Source organism: Burkholderia sp. Bp9090 (assembly GCF_003857985.1).
GTDB lineage: Bacteria > Pseudomonadota > Gammaproteobacteria > Burkholderiales > Burkholderiaceae > Burkholderia.
Genome location: NZ_QTPV01000002.1, coordinates 261,036 through 283,609 on the forward strand (window position 1 = coordinate 261,036; position 22,574 = coordinate 283,609).

The 22,574-nt window shown below is 67.8% G+C and carries 20 protein-coding genes; 9 read left to right on the forward strand and 11 right to left on the reverse strand.

Translation table 11 applies throughout. The features are described 5' to 3' along the window. The first annotated feature begins 151 nt into the window (after nucleotides 1–151). The gene (locus DIE16_RS02905; protein WP_124485402.1) at nucleotides 152–1,003 is read left to right on the forward strand and encodes a LysR substrate-binding domain-containing protein; all 852 of its coding nucleotides are present in this window, start codon (nucleotides 152–154) and stop codon (nucleotides 1,001–1,003) included. A 229-nt stretch (nucleotides 1,004–1,232) separates the two neighbouring features. Here the strand turns inward: DIE16_RS02905 and DIE16_RS02910 are convergent, their stop codons facing one another. The 3 genes from DIE16_RS02910 to DIE16_RS02920 form a co-directional block, all read right to left on the reverse strand. Then, a complete protein-coding gene (locus DIE16_RS02910) occupies nucleotides 1,233–1,631 on the reverse strand; it encodes a hypothetical protein (protein WP_124485273.1) in 399 nt (132 codons plus the stop codon). Between the two features lie 12 nt (nucleotides 1,632–1,643). Further along, nucleotides 1,644–1,880, reverse strand: coding sequence for a hypothetical protein (locus tag DIE16_RS02915; protein WP_124891750.1), 237 nt, complete (start codon nucleotides 1,878–1,880; stop codon nucleotides 1,644–1,646). Nucleotides 1,881–2,258: 378 nt separating this feature from the next. Continuing rightward, complete coding sequence (locus tag DIE16_RS02920) at nucleotides 2,259–3,560, reverse strand: NCS2 family permease (protein WP_044846874.1); 1,302 nt, start codon at nucleotides 3,558–3,560, stop codon at nucleotides 2,259–2,261. A gap of 778 nt (nucleotides 3,561–4,338) precedes the next feature. Between DIE16_RS02920 and DIE16_RS02925 the strand changes: the two genes are divergently transcribed. Further along, nucleotides 4,339–4,617, forward strand: a complete 279-nt coding sequence (locus tag DIE16_RS02925) for a hypothetical protein (RefSeq protein WP_027807295.1) — start codon at nucleotides 4,339–4,341, stop codon at nucleotides 4,615–4,617. A 172-nt stretch (nucleotides 4,618–4,789) separates the two neighbouring features. On the opposite strand, the gene DIE16_RS02930 is transcribed toward DIE16_RS02925, so the two are convergent. From DIE16_RS02930 to DIE16_RS02950, 5 genes are all read right to left on the reverse strand, one after another. Continuing rightward, nucleotides 4,790–5,164: a DUF2917 domain-containing protein gene (locus DIE16_RS02930; RefSeq protein ID WP_124485274.1), complete on the reverse strand. Its 375-nt coding sequence runs from the start codon at nucleotides 5,162–5,164 to the stop codon at nucleotides 4,790–4,792. A 252-nt stretch (nucleotides 5,165–5,416) separates the two neighbouring features. Continuing rightward, nucleotides 5,417–5,704: a hypothetical protein gene (locus tag DIE16_RS02935; protein ID WP_044846876.1), complete on the reverse strand. Its 288-nt coding sequence runs from the start codon at nucleotides 5,702–5,704 to the stop codon at nucleotides 5,417–5,419. An 89-nt stretch (nucleotides 5,705–5,793) separates the two neighbouring features. Further along, nucleotides 5,794–6,699 (reverse strand): metal-dependent hydrolase, encoded by a 906-nt coding sequence (locus DIE16_RS02940; protein WP_124891751.1) that lies wholly within the window; start codon nucleotides 6,697–6,699, stop codon nucleotides 5,794–5,796. 34 nt (nucleotides 6,700–6,733) lie between these two features. Then, entirely contained in the window at nucleotides 6,734–8,521 is a 1,788-nt protein-coding gene (locus DIE16_RS02945) for an SDR family oxidoreductase (RefSeq protein ID WP_124891752.1), read from the reverse strand. 49 nt (nucleotides 8,522–8,570) lie between these two features. After that, the gene (locus tag DIE16_RS02950; protein WP_044846879.1) at nucleotides 8,571–9,470 is read right to left on the reverse strand and encodes a M24 family metallopeptidase; all 900 of its coding nucleotides are present in this window, start codon (nucleotides 9,468–9,470) and stop codon (nucleotides 8,571–8,573) included. Between the two features lie 499 nt (nucleotides 9,471–9,969). On the opposite strand from DIE16_RS02950, the gene DIE16_RS02955 reads away from it, so the two are divergent. Then, entirely contained in the window at nucleotides 9,970–11,247 is a 1,278-nt protein-coding gene (locus DIE16_RS02955; RefSeq protein WP_044846880.1) for a haloacid dehalogenase-like hydrolase, read from the forward strand. A gap of 148 nt (nucleotides 11,248–11,395) precedes the next feature. On the opposite strand, the gene DIE16_RS02960 is transcribed toward DIE16_RS02955, so the two are convergent. The 3 genes from DIE16_RS02960 to DIE16_RS02970 all read right to left on the reverse strand — a co-directional run bounded on the left by DIE16_RS02960 (nucleotide 11,396) and on the right by DIE16_RS02970 (nucleotide 14,899). Next, a complete protein-coding gene (locus DIE16_RS02960; protein ID WP_044846881.1) occupies nucleotides 11,396–12,169 on the reverse strand; it encodes a slipin family protein in 774 nt (257 codons plus the stop codon). Beyond that, nucleotides 12,166–13,743 carry a nodulation protein NfeD gene (locus tag DIE16_RS02965; protein ID WP_124891753.1) on the reverse strand — a complete coding sequence of 526 codons (1,578 nt, stop codon included), beginning with the start codon at nucleotides 13,741–13,743 and terminating at the stop codon, nucleotides 12,166–12,168. The genes DIE16_RS02960 and DIE16_RS02965 overlap by 4 nt, the downstream gene beginning before the upstream one ends. A 121-nt stretch (nucleotides 13,744–13,864) precedes the next feature. Beyond that, nucleotides 13,865–14,899, reverse strand: a complete 1,035-nt coding sequence (locus DIE16_RS02970; RefSeq protein WP_124667453.1) for an AraC family transcriptional regulator — start codon at nucleotides 14,897–14,899, stop codon at nucleotides 13,865–13,867. Nucleotides 14,900–15,036: 137 nt separating this feature from the next. On the opposite strand from DIE16_RS02970, the gene DIE16_RS02975 reads away from it, so the two are divergent. From DIE16_RS02975 to DIE16_RS03005, 6 genes are all read left to right on the forward strand, one after another. Beyond that, nucleotides 15,037–16,170, forward strand: a complete 1,134-nt coding sequence (locus tag DIE16_RS02975) for an acyl-CoA dehydrogenase family protein (protein WP_044846910.1) — start codon at nucleotides 15,037–15,039, stop codon at nucleotides 16,168–16,170. A gap of 204 nt (nucleotides 16,171–16,374) precedes the next feature. Further along, a complete protein-coding gene (locus tag DIE16_RS02985; protein ID WP_124891754.1) occupies nucleotides 16,375–18,081 on the forward strand; it encodes an AMP-binding protein in 1,707 nt (568 codons plus the stop codon). 114 nt (nucleotides 18,082–18,195) lie between these two features. Next, a complete protein-coding gene (locus DIE16_RS02990) occupies nucleotides 18,196–19,725 on the forward strand; it encodes a CoA-acylating methylmalonate-semialdehyde dehydrogenase (protein ID WP_124891755.1) in 1,530 nt (509 codons plus the stop codon). A gap of 18 nt (nucleotides 19,726–19,743) precedes the next feature. Then, nucleotides 19,744–20,646: a 3-hydroxyisobutyrate dehydrogenase gene (gene mmsB / locus DIE16_RS02995; protein WP_044846886.1), complete on the forward strand. Its 903-nt coding sequence runs from the start codon at nucleotides 19,744–19,746 to the stop codon at nucleotides 20,644–20,646. After that, a complete protein-coding gene (locus DIE16_RS03000; protein WP_124891756.1) occupies nucleotides 20,643–21,434 on the forward strand; it encodes an enoyl-CoA hydratase in 792 nt (263 codons plus the stop codon). Before mmsB ends, DIE16_RS03000 begins: the two co-directional genes overlap by 4 nt. Further along, nucleotides 21,431–22,570, forward strand: coding sequence for an enoyl-CoA hydratase/isomerase family protein (locus DIE16_RS03005; protein ID WP_124485286.1), 1,140 nt, complete (start codon nucleotides 21,431–21,433; stop codon nucleotides 22,568–22,570). The genes DIE16_RS03000 and DIE16_RS03005 overlap by 4 nt, the downstream gene beginning before the upstream one ends. Nucleotides 22,571–22,574 lie beyond the last annotated feature (4 nt).

The following is a 22,574-nucleotide window of genomic DNA, read 5'->3' on the forward strand; positions in this document are numbered from 1 at the left end:
TGGTTGAGTTTTTGTCATGATAATGAGCGGAAGAATGGGCGGAAAACGATGATTCGTCACCATTCAATGACATTTGATCAAGCCATGACCGACGGCGGTCGGACCGGGAGCAATCGTGACGCGACGCAGGATTCCGAGCAATTCGGCATTGATGGCATTCGAGGCCGCGGCGCGGCATGGGAGCTTCGCGCGCGCCGCCGACGAGCTGGCGTTGACGGAAGGCGCGATCAGCCGGCAGATCGGCCGGCTGGAGACGTTCCTGGGCGTCGCGCTGTTCGAACGGGTCGGCAACCGCGTGCGGGTGGCGCCGAACGGCGCGCGCTACGCGGCGCAGGTTCGCGAAGTGCTGGACCGGCTCGAGCGCGACAGCCAGTACATGATGGGGCAGCCCGGTGACGGCGGCAGCGTCGACATCGCCGTGACGCCGACGTTTGCAACGCGCTGGCTGATTCCGCGGCTCAAGGGATTCCAGACGCAGCATCCGAACATCACGGTGCATTTCGCCGATCGCGCCGAGCCGTTCGTACTGGCCGGCAGCGGCTTCGACGCGGCGATTCACTTCGAGCATCCGGCCTGGGCCGGCATGCATACGTACCGGTTGTGCGAGGAGGTGCTGGTGCCGGTCTGCCATCCGTCGCTGCTCGCGGGCGGGCAGCCGGACACCTTGCTGGGCACGCTGCCGCGCCTGCACAAGCGCCAGACGCCCGATGCGTGGTCGGCTTACGTGCAGGAGACGGGGTTGCCCGTGAACAATCCGGCCGCCGGCGCCCGCTATGATCTTTACTCGATGCTGATCGCCGCGGCGCTGGCCGGGCTCGGCGTCGCGCTGGTGCCGCGCCTCTATGTCGACGCCGAAATCGCGCAGGGGCTGCTCGCGGCGCCTTGGCCGGACGGGCGGGGCGTGGTCAAGCGCTTCTGTCTCGTGTTGCCGGAGGCGCTGGAACTGGGCGAGGGGCCGTTGCAGGCCTTCGCGCGCTGGGTGCTCCGGCAGGCGGACGCGTGACCTGATGTCGCCCGCACCAGGCGGCTACCCGAACGAACACGCGGTCCTGCGGCGTCATGCCGTTCAGTTCTTCACGGAAAGGAAAGGCATCAGGCTTTCGGGCCGCTTTGGTCCGCCGCTTCACGAACCGCCTGTCTGCAAATCCGTCCATCGCGGTTTCGGCTTGTCCATGCCGCGAAGCGACAAGCCGAAACCGGTCATTCAGTCGAACCCGGACTGCCGCACCCGGTTATCGAGCCGGGTTGGTCGCCGTGATGAACGGGTCGAACGACATATGGACGTTACCCTCCAGCAGCAGGTTGATCGAGTATTGAACGTTGGTTCCCGCGCTGTTGACCCGCCCGCCCCACACGGCGCCGTCGAATTGCGGATATTGTTGCGGGTTGACCATGTTGGGAATCGCGCTCCCCCAGAAGCCGAGAATCGCGATGGATTCACCCGGGTCGAGGGAAACGGCGGACCAGACGATCGTGTCGCCGTTTTCGCATTTCGTCCGCAATTCATTGCTGCCTTCCGAACCGTCCCCGCTGTAGCCCGTCGAATCCACCATGAATACATATTTCGGCAGATTGTTTTCGGCAATGGCTTTCGCGACATTGACAATCACGTTTACGTAGATCGTTGCCATGACGACTCCTGATTATGAAACAGGCAATGTTTTTTCGGCCCCATGCCCATTCGCGTGGAGGATACCCCGTGCGTGCTTGATATATTGAATCACGCCGACCCGAATAAAACCGAAAGAATCACTCCTTTTGATGAGCGGGAAGAGCGCGCGACCGCAGAGATTTTCGGCCGTGCAAGCGGAATATAGCAGCCGGATTTTATAAATCAACCCGATAATTCCGGGGATAATTGCGGGCGTCATCAAAGTCATGCGTCGTATCGATTTGCGAAAATATCGATAGAAAATGGTGCTGTGCGACGATTAAGTGATGTCTTGTATTTTTAATATGTCGGTCGCCAATATTTCGATTGGATATTTGGGGTAAATTCAATGCTTTTTGATACGCCGAAACGCATTGTTTCGCGTAATACAACCATCAATCCCGCCCGGGGAAATGCCCCCCGGGCATGCAGCTACGCGGGTGCCCGCCGATACAGGGTGCCCATGTGAAACGACCCGGCCGTAAATGCGACCGGGTCGTCAGGGGCCGTCATTCTCGCCATGCCGTTCGGTTCCGCGACAGGAACCGGGCGGCACTACACCTGAAGGTGGCGTCTTTTGATCATGCCGCGCACCGGGGCGCGTGCGTCACTCGCTGCCGAGATAGAAGAAGCGGAACAGGAACACGGCCGCGATGATCCACACGATCGGCTTGACCGTGCGGGCCTGGCCCGTCAGCAGCTTCAGGCCGCCGTAAGCGATGAAACCGAACGCGACGCCGTTCGCGATCGAGTACGTGAACGGCATCAGCAGCGCGGTCAGCGCGGCCGGCACGGCTTCGGTCGCGTCGTCCCACGGCACGTCGACCATCTCGCGCAGCATCAGGCACGACACGTACAGCAGTGCCGGTGCCGTTGCGTAGCCCGGCACGACCCCGGCGAGCGGCGCGATGAACAGGCACGCGAGGAACAGCACGGCGACGGTGATCGCCGTCACGCCGGTGCGGCCGCCGGCCTGCACGCCCGATGCGCTCTCGATATACGCGGTGGTCGACGACGTGCCGAGCACCGAGCCCGCGACGATCGCGGTGCTGTCGGCGAGCAGCGCCTTGTTCAGGCGGTTCATCTTGCCTTCGACGAGCAGGCCCGCGCGGTTCGCGACGCCCATCAGCGTGCCGGTCGCATCGAACAGCTCGACGAGGAAGAACACGAGGATCACGTTGATGATGCCGGTCGACAGCGCGGCGCCGATGTCGAGCTTGAACAGCGTCGCGTCGATCGACGGCGGAGCGGAGAACACGCCGTGGAACTGGTTGCCGCCGAAGAAGAACGACAGGACGGTGACACCGATGATGCCGATCAGGATCGCGCCGCGCACGCGCAGGTGGTCGAGCGTGACGATCGTGAAGAAGCCGATGATCGCGAGGATCGTCGTGGGCTTGTGCAGGTCGCCGAGCGTGACGAGCGTGGCCGGGCTGCCGACGATCACGCCCGAGGTCTTCAGCGAGATGATGCCGAGGAACAGGCCGATGCCGGCGGTGATCGAGATGCGCAGCGATTTCGGAATGCCGTTGACGATCGCCTCGCGCACGCGGAACAGCGTGACGAGCAGGAACAGGCAGCCGGAGATGAACACCGCGCCGAGCGCGGCCTGCCACGTGAAGCCCATTCCCTTGACGACCGTATACGCGAAATACGCGTTCAGGCCCATGCCGGGCGCGCACGCGATCGGATAGTTTGCGTACAGCCCCATGATGATCGATGCCAGCGCCGCGACGAGGCAGGTCGCGACGAACACGGATTCCTTCGGCATGCCGGCATCGCCGAGGATCGCGGGGTTGACGAAGATGATGTAGGCCATCGTCAGGAACGTGGTGACGCCCGCGAGTATTTCGGTGCGGAAGTCGGTGCCGGCTTCAGCGAAGCCGAAATACCGCTTGATGGATTCCATGAAGGCGTTTTCTCCGGTCGGGTTGTCGTGTTGCTTGTTGTTCGTGCCGAATTGTTGTAAGGCAGCGCGAGGCCGGCCTACTGTAACCAGCCACTATTGCCGCGCTATCGGCGGATTGTAATAGCGCGGATAGCTCGGACGATATAGTTGCGGGGCACGATCGGCCGCGTTCGCGCGAACGGTCGGACAGGCCGGCCGCGCGAGGAAGGCGCGCATTTTACCGGTTCGGACGAGGCGGGCAGGTAGAAACGATGGAAACGATTCGATGAGGGGCGGCGGGCCGGGCCGGCCGATGCGGGCGCAACGACATGGCCGGCATGCGGCGCGCGGCCGCCGCGCGATGACATGTGATGACATGCGACTGCAATCGCGCACCCGCATGCTGGCCGAACGCAGGACGGTCGCAATGCATGCGCGAACGCGCGCGGCATGACCGGCGCGGGTGCGCAGCGGCGTGCAGCGGCCATTCATCAGTCCAGGCGGTTGCAGATATCGGGCTATCCTGCGCCGAACCCGTTCCGTCCGCAACTGTCATTTCGCGACGCGGGCGCGACTGTGGTTTCTGTGTAAAAGATTGCAAGACGTCATCGCGTTAACCGGCAAGTCTTTCTAGGATAGATACACCGCGCACACACGCCGGCCAGTCGTTGCCGACGCGGGGGAGTCGCAGTCCGTGCAGGGCAGGCGGTGAAGTGCGGTGACGGTCGTTGCGCATTCGGGCAGGCGCGACCGGTTGCGATTGCCCGATGCGGGTTCGTCCGTCATCCCGGAGGTGAGCATGTTGAACTGGATCAGCCGTTGGGCGATGCGGCACGCCCCCACGCCGGAAAAAACCGCTGCGTCGATGCTCGTGACGGCGCGCATGGAACTGTTCGCAGCCGAACAGCGCGTCATCGATGCGAAATTACAGGCGGATTACTGGCGTACGCGGGTGTCATTTCTCGAGGAGGTGCAAAAGCAAGGCATCGACCCGTGGGTGACCTCGCAGGCGGCGCAACGCCCCGACCTCGATGCCACTCCCCGCAGCACGGGCCCGCGTCTCGCCGCCAGCACCTGAGCACGCGATGCATGCAAGGGTTGCGCACGGCGCGCGATCGCTCGCGGCACGCACGCGCGTGCCGCGTCATTCGATGCGCACCCGCGACGCATGGCGCCGCGGGTGCGTCCGTTTCCGGATGCGTTGATTCCGCGCGTTCCGGTGTCCCGTCGCGCGACGGAATCGCGCATCGTCAATCCCGTCTTCGCCATCGTCCGGCGAGCAAACGTTGCATTCGCGCGAGCGTGCGTCTCAGCCGTTCGCCGCGCCGCACGTACGCCGTCGTGATCGACGCTTCGGCCGGCCGGTCGTCATCGGTGCCGAGCCAGATGCGATCGCCGCGCGCGATGCGCAGCACGTCGCCTGGTTGCACCCAGTAGTCGTCGACGCTCGGCGGCCGCGTGATCCACAGCGGTGCACCGTGCGCACGAATTTCCGCATCGCCCGGCGCGCGCCAGGTCAGCGTCGTGCGCGGCGCAACCGCGAAACGGATCACGACGGTCGGTAACGCGATCGCGCCGGCGCGGCGCGAATCGGGACGGTCGAACAACGGGCTTGCCTGGTCCATCGTCTTCTCCATTCGTTGAGCCGGACGGATGACGCGCACCAGAACAAAAAGGCCTCATCCGTTTCCGGTGAGGCCTCGTGTGACATGCGGTACTGCTCGGATGCTAACGCACAAGCGCCTCCCGTGATCCATTCTTTCGAATGTTCACCGGGCAATGATTCGCGATGGCGATGAGCTTGAACGTAGGCATGCGAACGAGTTTGTCGATGTCGTACGGCGTTGTCAACGACTATTTTCGAGAAACGTGGCGCGTCACGCGTCGCGCTGGGCGAGGCCGTTGACGAGCAGTTCGGACAGCAGGCCCGTCATGCCGTTCGGATGCGTGGCGGCGCGTGCCTTCAGCTGTTCGACGAGTTCGGCGTTGAGCTTGCACGCGAACGGCACGAGGCCCTGTTCCTGGTCGAGCTTGCGTTGCGCGCGGCGATCGAGCTTCGCCGCGTCCTCGGCGCCCTTGCCGAAACGGGCGGAGCTCGACTGCTTCATCGCGTGCGTCAGCTTGAGCGCCTTGTTCTTTTCTAGATCGGTTTTCTTCATGGCCATCGCGGCACCTCCGGGAAATGAAGCCGCGATTGTACGCATTTCGGCGGACGCCCCCGCCGAAACCGTCGCGAACCCGCCGGCGAACCCGGTCACGCGCCTTTCGTCGTGCCCCAGTTGCCGCCGTGCGCGGCCGCCTGCGCGGCCGGCGAGCGCGCCAGATACGCGAGCGCCTGCTCGGTCGAGCCTTCGTGGTGCGGCGTATAGCCCGGCCTGAAATAGCGCAGCGCCGCGCCGATCACTTTCCAGAACGACGGCAGGTGCCCGCGCCGCGAACCCTTCCACCACGCGAGCACGAAACCCGGATAGCGGCCCGCGGCCGGATCGCGCCGGTACATGAACTTCGCGCCGCTCGTGATGAAGTAGAGCAGCAGCACGATCACGAACGCCATGTGCAGGCAGCGCTCCGGGTAGTTGCCGCCCATGTGGTTGTAGATGTCGAACGCGACGGTCCGGTGCTCGACTTCCTCCGCGCCGTGCCAGCGCAGCAGGTCGACCATCGTCGGGTCGGCACGGCCTTCGTCGAGCCCGTGCGCGTTGAGCACCCAGTTGCCCAGATAACCGAAGAAATGCTCGAGCGACGCGATCACCGCGAGCTGCTGCCGCAGCCAGAAGCGCGTATGGCCGATCTTCAGCCCGAACGGCGCTTCGCCCAGCACGCGCGTGAACAACCAGTTCAGCTTCTGCGTGAACGGCTTCGTGTCGATCCCGTGCCGGTCGTAATAATGCCTGAGCACGCCGCCGTGCGAGCGCGAATGCACCGCTTCCTGGCGCAGGAAGCCTTCGGCTTCGTCGCGCAGGCGCGCGTCGGTGATGTGCGGCAGCGCCTTGTTGTACACGCGGCAGAACCACAGCTCGCCTTCCGGGAACAGCAGGTTCAGCGTGTTGATGATGTGCGTGCTGCCCGGGTCGTTCGGCACCCAGGTGATCGGCGTGTCGCTGAAGTCGAACTTCACGTGCCGGGCCTTGATCTTGTGATAGTCGGCGGTAGCGGTCATCTGTGTCTCCGTTCCTGTGCGGCGGTCTGCGCCGTCAATGCGATGCCATGCTGATGCGGGCGAGCATCCGGCCGAGCCACGGCATGAAGCGGCCGACGAAGCGCAGCGCATGCGCCTCGGTGCCCACCGCCACGACCGGCCGGTTGCGCAGCAGGCCGTCGACCATCGCCTGCGCGACGGTTTCCGGCTTCAGGCCGCGCATCTGGTACAGCTTCGTCGCGCGCTTGCGCAGCCGCGCTTCGTCCTGTGCGTTGGCGCCCGCGTATTGCGTCGACGCCATGATTCCGGTTTCCGCGAAGCCCGGGCACACGGCCGTCACGCCGATGCCTTTTTCCGCGAGTTCCGCGCGCATGCATTCGCTGAGCATCAGCACGGCGGCCTTCGTCGTCGCGTACGCGGGCAGGTCGCGCGACGGCCCGAACGCGGCGGCCGACGCGGTGTTGACGATGTGGCCGCCCGCGCCGCGCGCGGCCATCTGCTGCGCGAACAGCCGCGAGCCGTGGATCACGCCCCACAGGTTCACGTGCAGGATGCGCTCCCAGTGCCGCTCGCTCGTGTCGAGGATGCCGCCGGCCATGCCGATGCCCGCGTTATTGATCACGATGTCCGCGCCGCCGAGCTCGCTGCCGACCCATGCCGCGAGCGCTTCCATCTCGTCGGCGGCGCCGACGTCCACGCGTTTCGCGTATGCCTGCGCGCCGGTCAGCCCGAGCAGCAGCGCGGTGCGCTCGGCGCTCGCGAGATCGATGTCGCACGCGACGACGGTCGCGCCTTCGCGGGCGAACGCGAGCGCCGCGCAGCGGCCGATGCCGCTGCCCGCGCCGGTGACGACCGCGACCTTGCCGCTGAACCGGCCGCTGGTCGCGCGGCGGCGTGCGTTCGCGAGCGCGGGCGGTTCCTCGCCCGATTCGACCGCGTCGATCAGCTGCTCGGCGAGGCCCGCGAAGCGCGCGGGATCGGCGAGCGGCAGCCAGTGGCCGGCCGCGACTTCACGGCGGTAGTACTGCGGCACCCAGCGCGACAGGTTCTCGGACAGCGCCGGGCTCACGTATTTGTCGCCGAGCGGCACGATCGTCTGCACCGGTGCATGTGCGTAGCGCTCGCGCGGCGCGAACAGGCAGCGGATGAAGTTCGCGCGATAGAGGCGCACGCCGCGCGCGCCGTCGTCGGCCTGCGTCGGGCGCGGCGCGGCCGGCGTCTTCTCGATCCGGCGCAGCAGGGCCGGCCATGCGCGGCCCAGCCACAGTCGCCAGCCGAGTTCAGGGACGAACGGCAGGTGGAACAGGTACACGTACCACGAGCGCACGAGCTGGCCGCCGAGTTTGCCGAGCGATGCGGGCGTCGGGTGCAGCACGCGTTCGCGCAGCCAGAAGCCGACGTGGTCGAGGCACGGCCCCGAGCACGACGTGTACGACACGATGCGGCCCGCAAGCCGCGGATCGGTGACGAACTCCCAGCCCTGGATCGAACCCCAGTCGTGCGCGATCAGGTGCACCGCGCGGCCGGGGCAGAGCGCGTCGATCACCGCGACGAAGTCGTCGGTCAGCTTCGCGAGGTGATAGTCGGCCGTGCGCTTCGGCACGCCGGACAGGCCCGCGCCGCGCACGTCGTAGGCGATCACGTAGTGCCTGCGCGCGAGCAGCGGCGCGACCTGCTGCCAGACGCTGCTGTCGTCGGGGTAGCCGTGTACGAGCACGACCGGCGAGCGGGCCGGGTCGCCCCAGGTTCGCACCGCGAGCGTCAGGTCGCCGGAGGCGACGGCCGTTTCGCTGTGGACCGATTCGAACAGGGCCAGCGGCGCTTCGTCGGAAAGAGGCTGCATCGTGAGTCCGTCGTTCAGGGATTCGGGAGGAAGGCGCAATGCGTGCGTGTCAGGCGGCGGCCTGCACGGTCGCGACGGCCGGCGCGCGTTCGGCCTGGCGGCGCTGCCAGCGGCGCACGTGCGGCAGGTCGTCGTCGAGCCAGTACGCGTCGTCGTCGGTGATCACCAGCAGTTCCTCGAATTTCGCGCCGACGCCGGCGAAGCCGAGATGCGGCTCCACGGCCCACAGGCCCGGCACGGGCGCATGCTCGGAGCGGCGGTCGATCGACCACAGCGGCGACCAGCCCTGCTGCTTCGCCGCGCGGCCCTGGTCGAGCAGCAGGTTGCGCGTCGCGTTCAGCCCGAAGCGCGCGACGAAGCGCGGCTTCGACAGCTTGTGGATCTTCGCGACGCGATGCGCGAGCACCTTGAACGGATAGGCCTTGTGGCGCGGCTCGACGCCCTGGCGCCGGCACAGCGCGTCGACCGCCTGCGCGACCTCGGCCATCGGGCGGCGCGCCTTCACGAGCTGCACGATCAGGTCGCGATGGTCCATCAGGTCGTCCTGCAGCTGTTCGAGGATCGGGTTGTGGCCGAGGCAGTGCGCGTAGCCGACGTCCGCGACGATCCCGTCGAGCACGGGCGCGACGTCGAGGATCACCGGCATGTCGGTTTCGAGCTGGCGATTGCTCGGGAAGAACGCGAGGTTGAAGCCGCCCATGTGCTTCAGGCCCGAGAAGCCCTGGAACGCGGTGCGGTCGCCGAACCACGCGAACGGCTTGTGCAGCCAGTCGTGCACGCCGTTGTCCTGCAGCCATTCGGTCAGCAGGCGCGCGGCTTCCTTCTCGGTGATGCCGGGGTAGAGCATCGCGCCGACGGTCTCGACGCAGCGGTACGCAAGCTGCTGGACCGCGCGGAATTGCGGCAGCTCGTCGAGGTGGACTTCCGGCAGCGGATGGTGGGCGGTCATGATGCGTCTCCATGTGTCGGCCCGCGTTTGCGCGTCGGCGCGACGCGGGTCCGGTGCAAGGCTGGGGCGCTGAACCGGAATGCATCCGCCGGTGATCCGGCGGCGGGTTATTCAGTCAGCATTTAATGTGTCATTGATCGATGTAAAGATCATAGCGGGTTCGACGTGGCGCGGAGGTGAGGATTTCTCCTAATGAAGGCCGAAATGGAGGGGAAGCTCTAGGTTTGCGGCGGTCGGGGCGGATGGCCGTCGCTGCGCACGCATCCCGAGCGGGGCAGCCGGCCGGGGAGCGCCACGCGAGGCCGCGGCGCGGGCCTGGCATGTCGCGCTGGATCAACTCCCTGTCGTGTCGCGGCGCGACGCTGTCAAATTGCCGAAATAATTTCGTCACATCATTCGCCCCCGATTCGAAGCCTTCGCGGCTTCGCGGGGCCGGTGTGCCGCGCGTCGCGTGGGGGCAGCGACCGAAGCCGATTCGACCTTCCTGTGGAGACAGACCATGCAACGCCGCAAGTTCATGAACACCCTGGCCGCGGCGACCGCTGCGACGCCGCTGATGCTCAAGGCCGGCATGGCCGGCGCGAAGAGCGCGACCGCGCCGGACGCGCTGGACCCGGGCCGCTGGTCGCCGTTCAACGCCGCGCGCCTGCAGGCGGTGCTCGACCAGCACGGCGTCGCGAGCGCGCGCTACGACGGGAAGCGCCGCCCGTATGCGGTGTTCGACTGGGACAACACGTGCATCATGAACGACTGCGAAGAAGCGTTGCTGATGTACCAGATCAACCATCTGCAGTACAAGCTGACGCCGGACGAGTTCGTCGGCGTGATGTGGAAGGACGTGCCGAAGGGCGCGTTCATGAAGGACTACACGACCGTCGACGGCAAGCCGGTGACGATGGAGGATCTCGCCGCCGACGTCGAGTCCGACTACCGCTGGCTCTACGCGAACTACAAGGGTTTCGGCGGCGACAAGAGCCTCGACGAGATTCGCGAGACCGACCAGTTCAAGGATTTTCGCGCGAAGCTGTACTTCATGTACGACGCGATCTGCGATACGCATCCGCTCGAAGTCGGCTACAAGTGGATCATCTACTTCTACAAGAACATGACGACCGCCGAGCTGCAGGCGATGGCGGAAGCGTCGAACAACTACGGGATCGGCGACGCGCTGCGCAAGGTCCGCTACGAAAGCCCGAAGGCGCTGCCGGGCAAGGCCGGCGTGGTGGCCGACACGCATTTCCACGGCATCCGCATTCACGAGGAAATCCGCGCGGTGATGCATACGCTGCGGGCGAACGGCATCGACGTGTACGTGAGCACCGCGTCGCTCGACGATGTCGTGCGCGTATTCGCCGGCAATCCGAACTATGGCTACGGCGTGCCGCCCGAGAACGTGATCGGCCTGCGTCTCGACATGCAGGACGGCAAGTACACGAGCACCTATCCGGCCGGCTGGCATTTCAACTGGGGGCCCGGCAAGACGGTGGGCATCCGCAACGTCCTCGCGTCGAAGAAGGGTTACGGCCCGCTGCTGGTGTTCGGCGACAGCGACGGCGACGCATGGATGCTGCGCGACTTCAAGGACACCGCGGCCGGCGTGATCGTCAACCGGATGAAGAAGGGCGAGATCGGCGCGGACAGCAAGCTCGCGGCCGAGCAGATCGGCAAGCCGGACGCGCGCTTCCTGCTGCAGGGGCGCGACGAGCACACGGGGCTGATGATCCCGGACGAGAAGTCGATCAAGTACGGTAAGACCGACCGCAAGCTGCTGGCCTGACGCGGGCCGGGCGACGGGCACCCGGCATCCGGCTTCCGGCATCCGGCATCCGGCATCCGGCATCCGGCATCCGGCCGCGGCGGCCCCGCGCCCGAGCGTCGCCCGTCGGCATCGGCCGCGGCGTCGCTCGGGCCGGCGCCCGCCCGTCTCACTGCTCGCGCGGCGGCCTCAATCGCTCCAGCAACGCCCCCAGCAGATCCACCGGCAGCGGAAACACGATCGTCGAATTCTTGTCCGCCGCGATCGTCGTCAGTGTCTGCAGGTAGCGCAGCTGCATCGCCTGCGGCTGAAGTGCGAGCCGCTGCGCGGCCTGCAGCAGCTTCTCCGACGCCTGCAGTTCGCCTTCCGCATGGATCACCTTCGCGCGCCGCTCGCGTTCGGCCTCGGCCTGCCGCGCGATCGCGCGGATCATCGTCTCGTTCAGGTCGACGTGCTTGATCTCGACCGTCGACACCTTGATGCCCCACGCATCGGTCTGCGCGTCGAGCGTCTTCTGGATATCGGCATTCAGCTGCTCGCGTTCGGCGAGCAACGCGTCGAGCTCGTGCTTGCCGAGCACCGCGCGCAGCGTCGTCTGCGCGAGCTGGCTCGTCGCCTCGAAGAAGCGCGCGACCTGGATCACGGCCTTCTCCGGATCGACGACGCGGAAATACACGACCGCATTGACCTTCACCGACACGTTGTCGCGCGTGATCACGTCCTGCGCGGGCACGTCGAACACGACGGTGCGCAGGTCGATCCGCACGACCTGCTGGACGATCGGGATGATCAGCACGAGCCCCGGCCCCTTCACCTTCCAGAACCGGCCGAGCATGAAGACGACGCCGCGCTCGTACTCGCGGAAGATGCGGATCGACGATGCGACGAGCACCACGACGAAGACGATCAGGACGCTGCTGAAGCCAAACGTGTAGCCCATCATGACGGTGCTCCCTGGTGTTGTTGTTCGTGTGCCGGCACGTCGTAGAGCGGCGCGACGGTGAGCGTCAGCCCGTGGCGGCCGGTCACGCGCACGCGGCAACCGGCGGCCAGCGGCGTGCTGCTCGCGACGCGCCAGCGCTCGCCGTGCACGCGCGCCCAGCCCGCCGCCGACGGTGCGGCGCCGGCCGCGCCCTGCGGCTGGTCGGCGTGCAGGCCGTCGTCGAGCACTTCGCCGATGCTGCCGACCATCGCCTCGGCGCCCGTCACCACCGGCCGCCGCCGCGCGCGCAGCGCGACGCTCGATACGACGGCGACGAGCAGCCCGCCGCCGGCCGCGAGGCCCACGATCACCGGCCACGGAATGCCGTAGCCGGGCACGTCGGTGTCGATCAGCATCAGCGCGCCGATCGTGAAGGCGACGATCCCGCCGAATCCGAGCACGCCGAAGGTCGGCAGGAACGCCTCGGCGACGAGGCAGCCGAGCCCGAGCAGCACGAGCCCGAGGCCCGCATAGCTGACCGGCAGCAACTGCATCGCGAACAGCCCGATCAGCAGGCAGATGGTGCCGGCGACGCCCGGCAGCACGAAGCCGGGATTCGCGAACTCGAAGAACAGCCCGTAGATGCCGATCGTCAGCAGGATCAGCGCGACGTTCGGATCGGTGATGATCGACAGGAAGCGGCTGCGCCAGTCGGGCGCCAGCACGACGAGCGGCGCATGCGCGGTCGCGAGGTGCAGCGTGCCGGCGGTCGTCGTCACGGTGCGGCCGTCGAGCTGGCGCGCGAGGTCGGCCGGGTCCTGCGCGACCAGGTCGACGACATGTTGCGCGCGCGCCTCCGTTGCCGACAGGCTCAACGCCTCGCGCACCGCGCGCTCGGCCCACTCGGCATTGCGTCCGCGCAACTGCGCGAGGCCGCGGATGTACGCGGCGGCATCCTGGGTCGCCTTGCGGATCTCGGTCGACTGCGTGTCGTTCGGCAACTCGGCCGGTGTCGCGGATGCGCCGGACGCGCCCGATGCGCCGGCCGGCGACGGCTTCGTCGCACCTGGCGCCCCAGGCGCTCCCGGCGCGCCGCCGCCGATGCCGAACTGCACCGGCGATGCCGCGCCGAGATTGGTGCCGGGCGCCATCGCGGCAATGTGGCTCGCGTAGACGATATAGGTACCGGCGCTCGCGGCCCGTGCGCCACCCGGCGCGACGAACGCGGCGACCGGCACCGGCGAGCCGAGGATCGCCTTGATGATCAGCCGCATCGACGTGTCGAGCCCGCCGGGCGTATCGAGTTGCAGGATCGCGAGCGGCGCGTGCTCGCGCGCCGCGCGGTCGAGCGAGCGGACGATGAAGTCGGCGCTGGCCGGCCCGATCGCGCCGTTGACCGGAATCACGACGACCGGCGGCGCGGCGACGGGTGCGGTGGCGGGCTGGGTAGCGGGGGGCGGCGCGGCAACCGCCGCGCACACGACGAGCAGCGCCGCGAACAGCGCGGCGCGCGCGACCCGCGCGGACAGCGGGTGACGGGGGCGGGCGCCGGGCGATGCAGGTGCCGGCGGCGGCCCATGACGGTGAATGTGCATCGGGGCGTCCGGGCGGCGCGCGGCCGCACGCCGTCCGGCTCGCGGAAAGGGCGTTGGCCCGATATTTGAAGATTAGGCGGTTTCGGCGGAAAGCGCGAAGGCGGTGCCGCCGGCCGCGCACTCAGCCGGCGGCGCCGCCCCGCGCGAGCGCTTCTTCCCGGTACTCGGCCGGGCTGCGCCCGCTCCATTTGCGAAACGCGCGGTAGAACGCGCTCGGTTCCGCGAAACCGGCGGCGGCCGCGACGTCGGCGATGGTTCGCGCCGGATCGGCCAGCGCCTCGAACGCGAGGTCGCGCCGCAGCGTGTCCTTGATCGACTGGTACGCGTGGCCTTCCTGGTGCAGCTTGCGGCGCAGCGTCGCCTCGGCCACGTGCAGTCGCGCGGCCATCCCGCCGGCGCCGGGCCACGCGGCGGGCGGCATCCCGCGCAGCACCGTGCGCACGCGCTGCGCGAGCGCGTTCGGGTTGCGGTACTTCACGATGAAGCTGGCCGGCGCGTTGCGCAGGAAGGTCTTCAGCGTCTTCGCGTTCTGCACGACCGGCAGCGTCGCGAATTCGGGATCGAAATCGACATACGAATCGGGCTGGTTGAAGCGCATGTCGTCGCACAGCATCGACGGGTATTCGTGGTCGGCCGGCGGCGTGTCGCAGCGGAAGCTCGCGTGCAGCACCGGGATGCGTCGCCCGATCAGCCAGCAGGTGAGCCCGTACACGATGATGAAATAGGTCGCGTACGTAAACATCGCGGGCGCCGCGGCGCTGTTGCGGTGCACGAAGCGCAGCCGCACGCGCTGCGGGTTCGCGTCGAGCTCCGCGTGCAGGTCGTCGAGCACGCAGTGCATGAAATTCACCGCGCGCGCCATCGCGTGCAGCCCGTCCTGCGCGGATAGCGCGGCCTGGCTCATCGCAATGAAGCTGCCGCTGCGCATCGGGTGGCGATCCTGCCCGAAAAACTCGTCGTCGAGCGCGCGCGCAATCGCGTTCCACAGCGCGCCGTATTGCTGCGCCGACACCCGCGCGCGCGGCTGCGCGAGCAGCGCGGGCGCGATGCCGGCCTGCGCGAGCAGCGGCTCGGCCGCGACGCCGCGCCGGGTGGCGAGCGCGACGCTATAGGCGACGAGGCTGATCGCGACGGTTCCCTTCTCTTCCTGCTTCATCGAAGCCGCCGGTATGGCAAAAACGCTCAGTGTAAATGAGCGGCGCGAGCATCGAACAGTCGCGCGCGCTTGCCTACACTTGTTGCATCGAAACGAAAGGTCGGTCGCGGTACGCGGCCGCGGGAGACAGCAGCGCCATGGACGAGCTTTACACCGAAGACCAGCGGATGATCCGCGACGCCGCGCGCGCTTTTGCCACCGAGGTGCTGGCGCCGAACGCCGCGCAGTGGGACCACGACGCGCACCTGCCCGACGCCGTCGTCGCGCAGCTCGGCGAACTCGGCCTGCTCGGGATGATCGTGCCGCAGGAACTGGGCGGCGCGTATACGGATTACGTCGCCTATGCGCTGGCGATGGAAGAGATCGCGGCGGGCGACGCCGCTTGCGCGACGATGATGAGCGTGCACAACTCGGTCGGCTGCGGGCCGATCCTCGGCTTCGGCACGCCCGCGCAGAAGGATCGCTGGCTGGCCGAGATGGCGGCGGGCCGCATCATCGGCGCGTTCTGCCTGACCGAGCCGCAGGCCGGCTCGGAGGCGCACAACCTGCGCACGCGGGCGGAGCTGCGCGACGGCAAGTGGGTGCTGAACGGCGCGAAGCAGTTCGTGACCAACGGCCAGCGCGCCGGCGTAGCGATCGTTTTTGCCATGACCGATCCGGAAGCCGGCAAGCGCGGCATTTCCGCGTTCCTGGTGCCGACCGACACGCCGGGCTTCATCGTCGGCAAGCCGGAGAAGAAGATGGGCATCCGCGCATCCGATACGTGCCCGATCACGTTCGAGAACTGCGCGATTCCGGAAGAGAACCTGCTCGGCAATCGCGGCGAAGGGCTGAAGATCGCGCTGTCGAACCTGGAAGGCGGGCGCATCGGCATCGCCGCGCAGGCGCTCGGCATCGCGCGTGCGGCATTCGACAAGGCGCGCCGCTATGCGGGCGAGCGCGTGCAGTTCGGCAAGCCGCTCGCCGAGCATCAGGCGATCCAGCAGAAGCTCGCCGACATGGCCACCCAGATCAATGCGGCGCGCCTGCTCGTGCATCACGCGGCGAAGCTGCGCACGGCCGGTCTGCCGTGCCTGTCGGAAGCATCGCAGGCGAAGCTGTTCGCGTCCGAGATGGCCGAGCGCGTGTGCTCGGACGCGATCCAGATCCACGGCGGCTACGGCTACCTCGTCGATTACGAAGTCGAGCGCCACTATCGCGACGCGCGCATCACGCAGATTTACGAAGGCACCAGCGAAGTGCAGCGGATGGTGATCGCGCGACAGCTTTGAGTCGCGACGCGCGCTCCATCGACAACCACGCAAACAACCAGACATACAGGCAGGCAAACAGGCAGGCAAACAGGCAGGGCACGAGGGCAGCGCGGCAAACGCGGCACGCAACGACGTGACCGTGCGCCGCGCGATACGGAACCGGGCATGCGCTGCAGCGCGTGCGCCGGTCGACCGCTGGGCATGGAGACTGGAGACGACACGATGACGGTACAGGCATTCCTGGACGCACGCGACTTTCTGCTGCGCCATCGCACCGACTACGAAACCGCTTACCGCGATTTCGAATGGCCGGTGCTCGATGCGTTCAACTGGGCGCTCGACTACTTCGACCCGATGGCGCGCGGCAACGACAAGCCCGCGCTGTGGATCGTCGACGCGGCAACCGGCACGGGTGACCCGTATTCGTTCGCGCAGATGTCCGAGCGCTCGTCGCGGATCGCGAACTGGCTGCGCGGCATCGGCGTCGTGCGCGGCGACCGGATCCTGCTGATGCTGCCGAACCGTGTCGAGCTGTGGGACGCGATGCTCGCCGCGATGAAGCTCGGCGCGATCGTGCTGCCCGCGACCACGCAGCTGTCGGCCGACGACGTGCGCGATCGCGTGCAGATCGGCGGCGCGAAATACGCGATCGTCGACGAGAACGAAACCGCGAAGTTCGAACAGGCCGATCTCGGCCTCGAGCAGAAAATCGTCGCCGGCGCGCCGCGCGCGGGCTGGCTCGCGATGAACGACGGCTATGCGGCGAGCGCCGCGTTCGAGCCGGACGCCGTCACGCACGCGAGCGATCCGATGCTGCTGTACTTCACGTCGGGCACGACGTCGAAGCCGAAGCTCGTCGAGCATACGCATCGCACCTATCCGGTCGGGCACCTGTCGACGATGTACTGGGTCGGCCTGCAGCCGGGCGACATCCACTGGAACATCAGCTCGCCGGGCTGGGCGAAGCATGCATGGAGCTGCTTCTTCGCGCCGTGGAATGCGCAGGCGTGCGTGTTCGCGTTCAACTACGCGCGCTTCGAGCCGAAGGTCGTGCTCGATGCGCTCGTCAAATACCAGGTGACCACGCTGTGCGCGCCGCCGACCGTGTGGCGCATGCTCGTGCAGCAGCCGCTCGCGTCGTTCGACGTGAAGCTGCGCGAGATCGTCGGCGCGGGCGAGCCGCTCAATCCCGAGATCATCGAGCGCGTGAAGAAGGCGTGGGGCATCACGATTCGCGACGGCTACGGCCAGACCGAGACGACCTGCCTGATCGGCAACACGCCGGGCCAGCCGGTCGTCGCGGGCTCGATGGGGCGGCCGCTGCCCGGCTACCGGATCGCGCTGCTCGACCCGGACGGCGCGCCGGTGACCGAAGGCGAGGTCGCGCTGCCGATCGGCGCCGGCGTGACGCGCCCGGTCGGCCTGATGACCGGCTATGCGAACAATCCCGACGCGACTGCCCACGCGATGCGCGACGGCCATTACCGCACGTCGGACATCGCGATGCGCGGCGACGACGGCTACTACGTGTACATCGGCCGCGCGGACGACGTGTTCAAGTCGTCCGACTACCGGCTGAGCCCGTTCGAACTGGAAAGCGTGCTGATCGAGCATCCGGCGATCGCGGAAGCGGCCGTCGTGCCGAGCCCGGACCCGCTGCGGCTGTCGGTGCCGAAGACTTTCATCACGCTGCGCCAGGGCTACGAGGAAAGCCCCGCGCTCGCGCTGGAGATCTTCCGCTTCTCGCGCGAGAAGCTCGCGCCGTACAAGCGCATTCGCCGCCTGCAGTTCGCTGAGCTGCCGAAGACCATCTCGGGGAAGATCCGCCGCGTCGAGCTGCGCCGCCGCGAGATCGAGCGCGGCGACGATGCGAGCACGCGGATGCCCGGCGAATACTGGGAAGAAGATTTCGCCGCCGAACTGAAATGACCGGCCGCGGGCCGCGCGCGCCGCGTTTTGCCGTGCGTCGCCCGCCACCGGACTGAACCGAACCGGCCGCGCGTGGCATCACGCCATGCGGCCCACTGCAAGGAGAGTGCACTGATGAACGCGAATCCGACGCCCCGCACGGGGCAAGACGTGCCGACGGTCAAGCTGCTGATCGACGGCGCCTTCGTCGAGTCCACCACGAGCGAGTGGCGCGACATCGTCAACCCGGCGACGCAGCAGGTCCTCGCGCGCGTGCCGTTCGCGACCGTCGCCGAAGTCGACGCGGCCGTGCAGGCCGCGTACGCCGCGTTTGCGACGTGGAAGAACACGCCGATCGCCGCGCGCATGCGCATCATGCTGAAGTTCCAGGATCTGGTGCGCGCGAACCTGCAGCGCATCGCGAAGACGCTGACGGCCGAGCAGGGCAAGACGCTGCCCGATGCCGAAGGCGACATCTTCCGCGGCCTCGAAGTGGTCGAGCATGCGTGCTCGATCGGCACGCTGCAACTCGGCGAATTCGCGGAGAACGTCGCGGGCGGCGTCGACACCTACACGCTGCGCCAGCCGCTCGGCGTGTGCGCGGGCATCACGCCGTTCAACTTCCCCGCGATGATTCCGCTGTGGATGTTCCCGATGGCGATCGTGTGCGGCAACACGTTCGTGCTGAAGCCGTCCGAGCAGGATCCGATGTCGACGATGCAGCTCGTCGAACTCGCGATCGAGGCCGGCGTGCCGAAGGGCGTGCTGAACGTCGTGCACGGCGGCAAGGAAGTCGTCGACGCGATCTGCACGCATCCGCTCGTGAAGGCGATCTCGTTCGTCGGCTCGACGGCCGTCGGCACGCACGTGTACAACCTCGGCAGCCAGCACGGCAAGCGCGTGCAGTCGATGATGGGCGCGAAGAACCACGCGGTGGTGCTGCCCGATGCGAATCGCGAGCAGACCCTCAACGCGCTGGTCGGCGCGGGCTTCGGCGCGGCCGGGCAGCGCTGCATGGCGACGTCGGTCGCGGTGCTGGTCGGCGAGGCGCGCGACTGGCTGCCCGATCTCGTCGCGAAGGCGAAGCTGCTGAAGGTGAACGCGGGCGCGGAAGCCGGCACCGACGTCGGCCCGGTCGTGTCGCGCGGAGCGAAGGCGCGCATCCTGTCGCTGATCGAAGCGGGCGTGAAGGAAGGCGCGAAGCTCGAGCTCGACGGCCGCGACGTGAAGGTGGCCGGTTACGAGGAGGGCAATTTCGTCGGCCCGACGATCTTCTCCGGTGTAAAGACCGACATGTCGATCTACACGCACGAGATCTTCGGTCCGGTGCTGGTCGTGCTCGAAGCCAACACGCTCGACGAAGCGATCGCGCTCGTCAACGCGAACCCGATGGGCAACGGCGTGGGCATCTTCACGCAGAGCGGCGCGGCGGCACGCAAGTTCCAGAGCGAGATCGACGTCGGCCAGGTCGGCATCAACATCCCGATCCCGGTGCCGGTGCCGTTCTTCAGCTTCACCGGTTCGCGCGGTTCGAAGCTCGGCGATCTCGGTCCGTACGGCAAGCAGGTCGTGCAGTTCTACACGCAGACCAAGACGGTCACCGCGCGCTGGTTCGACGACGACACGACGGCCGGCCCGGTGAACACGACGATCCGGCTGCATTGAGCCGCGGAGGACACGAACATGAAGATCGGTTTTATCGGACTGGGCCACATGGGTGCGCCGATGGCGCTGAACCTGTTGAAGGCCGGCCATGAAGTGCATGCGTTCGACCTGAGCGCCGACGCATTGCGCGCGCTGCAGGACGCCGGCGCGCAGGTCGCCGCATCGCCGCGCGACGCGGCATCGGGCGCGGCCTTCGTGATCACGATGCTGCCGGCCGCGCCGCACGTGCGCTCGGTGCTCGCCGGCGAGAACGGCGTGCTGGCCGGCCTCGGCGCCGGCGCGACCGTGATCGATTCGAGCACGATCGACCCGGCGAGCGCGCAGGCGTTCGGCGCGCTCGTGCGCGAGCACGGCGGCGCGTTCGTCGACGCACCGGTGTCGGGCGGCACCGGCGGCGCGGCGGCCGGCACCTTGACCTTCATGGTCGGCGGCAGCGATGCGGATTTCGAGCGCGTGAAGCCGGTGCTCGCCGGGATGGGCAAGAACATCGTCCACTGCGGGCCGACGGGGATGGGGCAGGTCGCGAAGGTCTGCAACAACCTCGTGCTCGGCATCTCGATGGCGGCCGTGTCGGAAGCGATGTCGCTCGGCGTCGCGCTCGGCATCGACCCGAAGGTGCTGGCCGGCATCGTCAACACGTCGACGGGCCGCTGCTGGAGCTCGGACACCTACAACCCGTATCCGGGTGTGATCGACACCGCGCCGTCGTCGCGCGGCTACAGCGGCGGCTTCGGCACCGACCTGATGCTGAAGGATCTCGGCCTCGCGAACGACGCCGCGAAGCAGGCGCGCCAGCCCGTCTATCTCGGTGCGCTCGCGCAGCAGCTGTACCAGACGATGAGCAGCCGCGGCGATGGGCAGCTCGATTTCTCGGCGGTGATCCGCCTGTACCAACCGGCCACCAAGAAGGACGCCTCATGATCGAACTGGACTACGTCGACGACGGCGCGATCGCGTGCGCGACGCTCAAGCGTCCGCCCGCGAACGCCTTCACCGCCGACGGGCTGCAGCAGCTGCAGGCCACCGTCGCCGAATTGAATGCGAACCCGCGCGTGCGCGCGCTGGTGATCACCGGAGACGGCCCGAAGTTCTTCAGCGCGGGCGCCGACCTGAACACGTTCGCCGACGGCGATCGCGCGGTCGCGCGCGCGATGGCCGCGCGTTTCGGCGCGGCATTCGAGGCGCTGCACGACGCGCGCGTCGTGACGATCGCGGCGATCAACGGCTATGCGATGGGCGGCGGCCTCGAATGCGCGCTCGCGTGCGACCTGCGGATCGCCGAGACGCACGCGCAGATGGCGCTGCCCGAGCCGTCGGTCGGCCTGCTGCCGTGCGGGCTCGGCACACAGACGCTGCCCTGGCTCGTCGGTGAAGGCTGGGCGAAGAAGATCATCCTGGCCGGCACGCGCGTCGACGCGGCGACGGCCCTCAGGATCGGCCTCGTCGAGGACGTGGTCGAAAGCGGCGCGGCCCGCGATGCGGCGCTGGCGCTCGCGCGCAACGTCGCACGGCAGAGCCCGCATGCGGTCGCCTACAGCAAGGAGCTGATCGGCCTCGCGCGCCGCGGCGTGCCGCGCAGCGCGGCGCTCGCGGTCGAGCGCGAGCGCTTCGTCGACCTGTTCGACACGAACGATCCGCGCGAAGGCGTGGCCGCGTTTCTCGGCAAGCGCGCGCCGCAATGGCACACCGACGGGGAGCCGCAACGATGAGCACGCCGGTGACGACTCATGACAGCTTCGCGCAACCCGCGCCGGAGGTGCTGTTTCGCGTGGTGAACCGCGTGGCGCTCATTACGCTGAACCGGCCGGCCGCACTCAATGCGTTGTCCTATTCGATGATCGGCGAGCTGACGGCGCTGCTCGAACGTTGCCGCACCGACGACCAGATCGTCGCGGTCGTGTTGCGCGGAGCGGGCGAGAAGGGCTTCTGCGCGGGCGGCGACGTGCGAGCGCTGCACCGAATGGTCGCGCAGCGCGAGACCTGGCTGCCGTTCTTCGTCGACGAATACCGGCTCGACTACGCGATCCACACGTTCCCGAAGCCGGTGGTCGCGCTGATGGACGGCGTGACGATGGGCGGCGGAATGGGGCTCGCGCAAGGAGCGGCGCTGCGCGTCGCGACCGAGCGCAGCAAGATCGCGATGCCCGAGACGCGCATCGGCCTCGTGCCCGACGTCGGCGCGACGCATTTCCTGTCGCGCATGCCGGTCGAGCTCGAGCTGTACGTGGGGCTGACGGGCGCGATGCTGTCGGGTGCCGACGCGCTGAGCGCGAAGCTCGCGGATCTGTGCGTGCCGTCGGCGTGGCTCGATACGTTCGAGACGCGCATCGACAGCATCAAATGGGACGGCGACGTGCTGCCGGCGCTGCGCAAGGTGTTCGAGCCGCCGTGCAACGTCGTGCCGCATGCGGCGCTCGATACGCAGACGGCGTGGATCGTCCGGCACTTCGACAAGCGCTCGACCGTCGAGCGGATCGTCGCGACGCTCACGCAGGAGCTCGCGCGCGACGAGCTGTCGCGCGAGCATCGTCAATGGCTGCAGGCGACGCTCGATGCACTCGCCGGCCATTCGCCGACGATGCTGTGCGTGACGCGCGAAGCGCTGCTGCGCGGCCGCCAGATGACGCTCGCCGAATCGTTCCGGATGGAGCTCGGCATCGTCGCGCGCGCGATCGAGGAGGGCGACTTCTGCGAAGGCGTGCGCGCGCATCTCGTCGACAAGGATCGCAAGCCGCGCTGGGCGCCGGCGTCGCTCGTCGAGCTGCGCGCCGAGCGCGTGCGGCATTTCCTGACGTCGCCGTGGAAACTGTTCGCGCATCCGCTCGCCGATCTCGGCGCGGCGTGAGCGC

Coding starts and splice junctions, on each gene's coding strand:
- DIE16_RS02905 (WP_124485402.1), top strand. CDS start 152: ATGGCATTCGAGGCCGCGGCGCGGCATGGGAGCTTCGCGCGCGCCGCC.
- DIE16_RS02910 (WP_124485273.1), bottom strand. CDS start 1,631: ATGGCAACGATCTACGTAAACGTGATTGTCAATGTCGCGAAAGCCATT.
- DIE16_RS02915 (WP_124891750.1), bottom strand. CDS start 1,880: ATGACTTTGATGACGCCCGCAATTATCCCCGGAATTATCGGGTTGATT.
- DIE16_RS02920 (WP_044846874.1), bottom strand. CDS start 3,560: ATGGAATCCATCAAGCGGTATTTCGGCTTCGCTGAAGCCGGCACCGAC.
- DIE16_RS02925 (WP_027807295.1), top strand. CDS start 4,339: ATGTTGAACTGGATCAGCCGTTGGGCGATGCGGCACGCCCCCACGCCG.
- DIE16_RS02930 (WP_124485274.1), bottom strand. CDS start 5,164: ATGGACCAGGCAAGCCCGTTGTTCGACCGTCCCGATTCGCGCCGCGCC.
- DIE16_RS02935 (WP_044846876.1), bottom strand. CDS start 5,704: ATGGCCATGAAGAAAACCGATCTAGAAAAGAACAAGGCGCTCAAGCTG.
- DIE16_RS02940 (WP_124891751.1), bottom strand. CDS start 6,699: ATGACCGCTACCGCCGACTATCACAAGATCAAGGCCCGGCACGTGAAG.
- DIE16_RS02945 (WP_124891752.1), bottom strand. CDS start 8,521: ATGCAGCCTCTTTCCGACGAAGCGCCGCTGGCCCTGTTCGAATCGGTC.
- DIE16_RS02950 (WP_044846879.1), bottom strand. CDS start 9,470: ATGACCGCCCACCATCCGCTGCCGGAAGTCCACCTCGACGAGCTGCCG.
- DIE16_RS02955 (WP_044846880.1), top strand. CDS start 9,970: ATGCAACGCCGCAAGTTCATGAACACCCTGGCCGCGGCGACCGCTGCG.
- DIE16_RS02960 (WP_044846881.1), bottom strand. CDS start 12,169: ATGATGGGCTACACGTTTGGCTTCAGCAGCGTCCTGATCGTCTTCGTC.
- DIE16_RS02965 (WP_124891753.1), bottom strand. CDS start 13,743: ATGCACATTCACCGTCATGGGCCGCCGCCGGCACCTGCATCGCCCGGC.
- DIE16_RS02970 (WP_124667453.1), bottom strand. CDS start 14,899: ATGAAGCAGGAAGAGAAGGGAACCGTCGCGATCAGCCTCGTCGCCTAT.
- DIE16_RS02975 (WP_044846910.1), top strand. CDS start 15,037: ATGGACGAGCTTTACACCGAAGACCAGCGGATGATCCGCGACGCCGCG.
- DIE16_RS02985 (WP_124891754.1), top strand. CDS start 16,375: ATGACGGTACAGGCATTCCTGGACGCACGCGACTTTCTGCTGCGCCAT.
- DIE16_RS02990 (WP_124891755.1), top strand. CDS start 18,196: ATGAACGCGAATCCGACGCCCCGCACGGGGCAAGACGTGCCGACGGTC.
- mmsB (WP_044846886.1), top strand. CDS start 19,744: ATGAAGATCGGTTTTATCGGACTGGGCCACATGGGTGCGCCGATGGCG.
- DIE16_RS03000 (WP_124891756.1), top strand. CDS start 20,643: ATGATCGAACTGGACTACGTCGACGACGGCGCGATCGCGTGCGCGACG.
- DIE16_RS03005 (WP_124485286.1), top strand. CDS start 21,431: ATGAGCACGCCGGTGACGACTCATGACAGCTTCGCGCAACCCGCGCCG.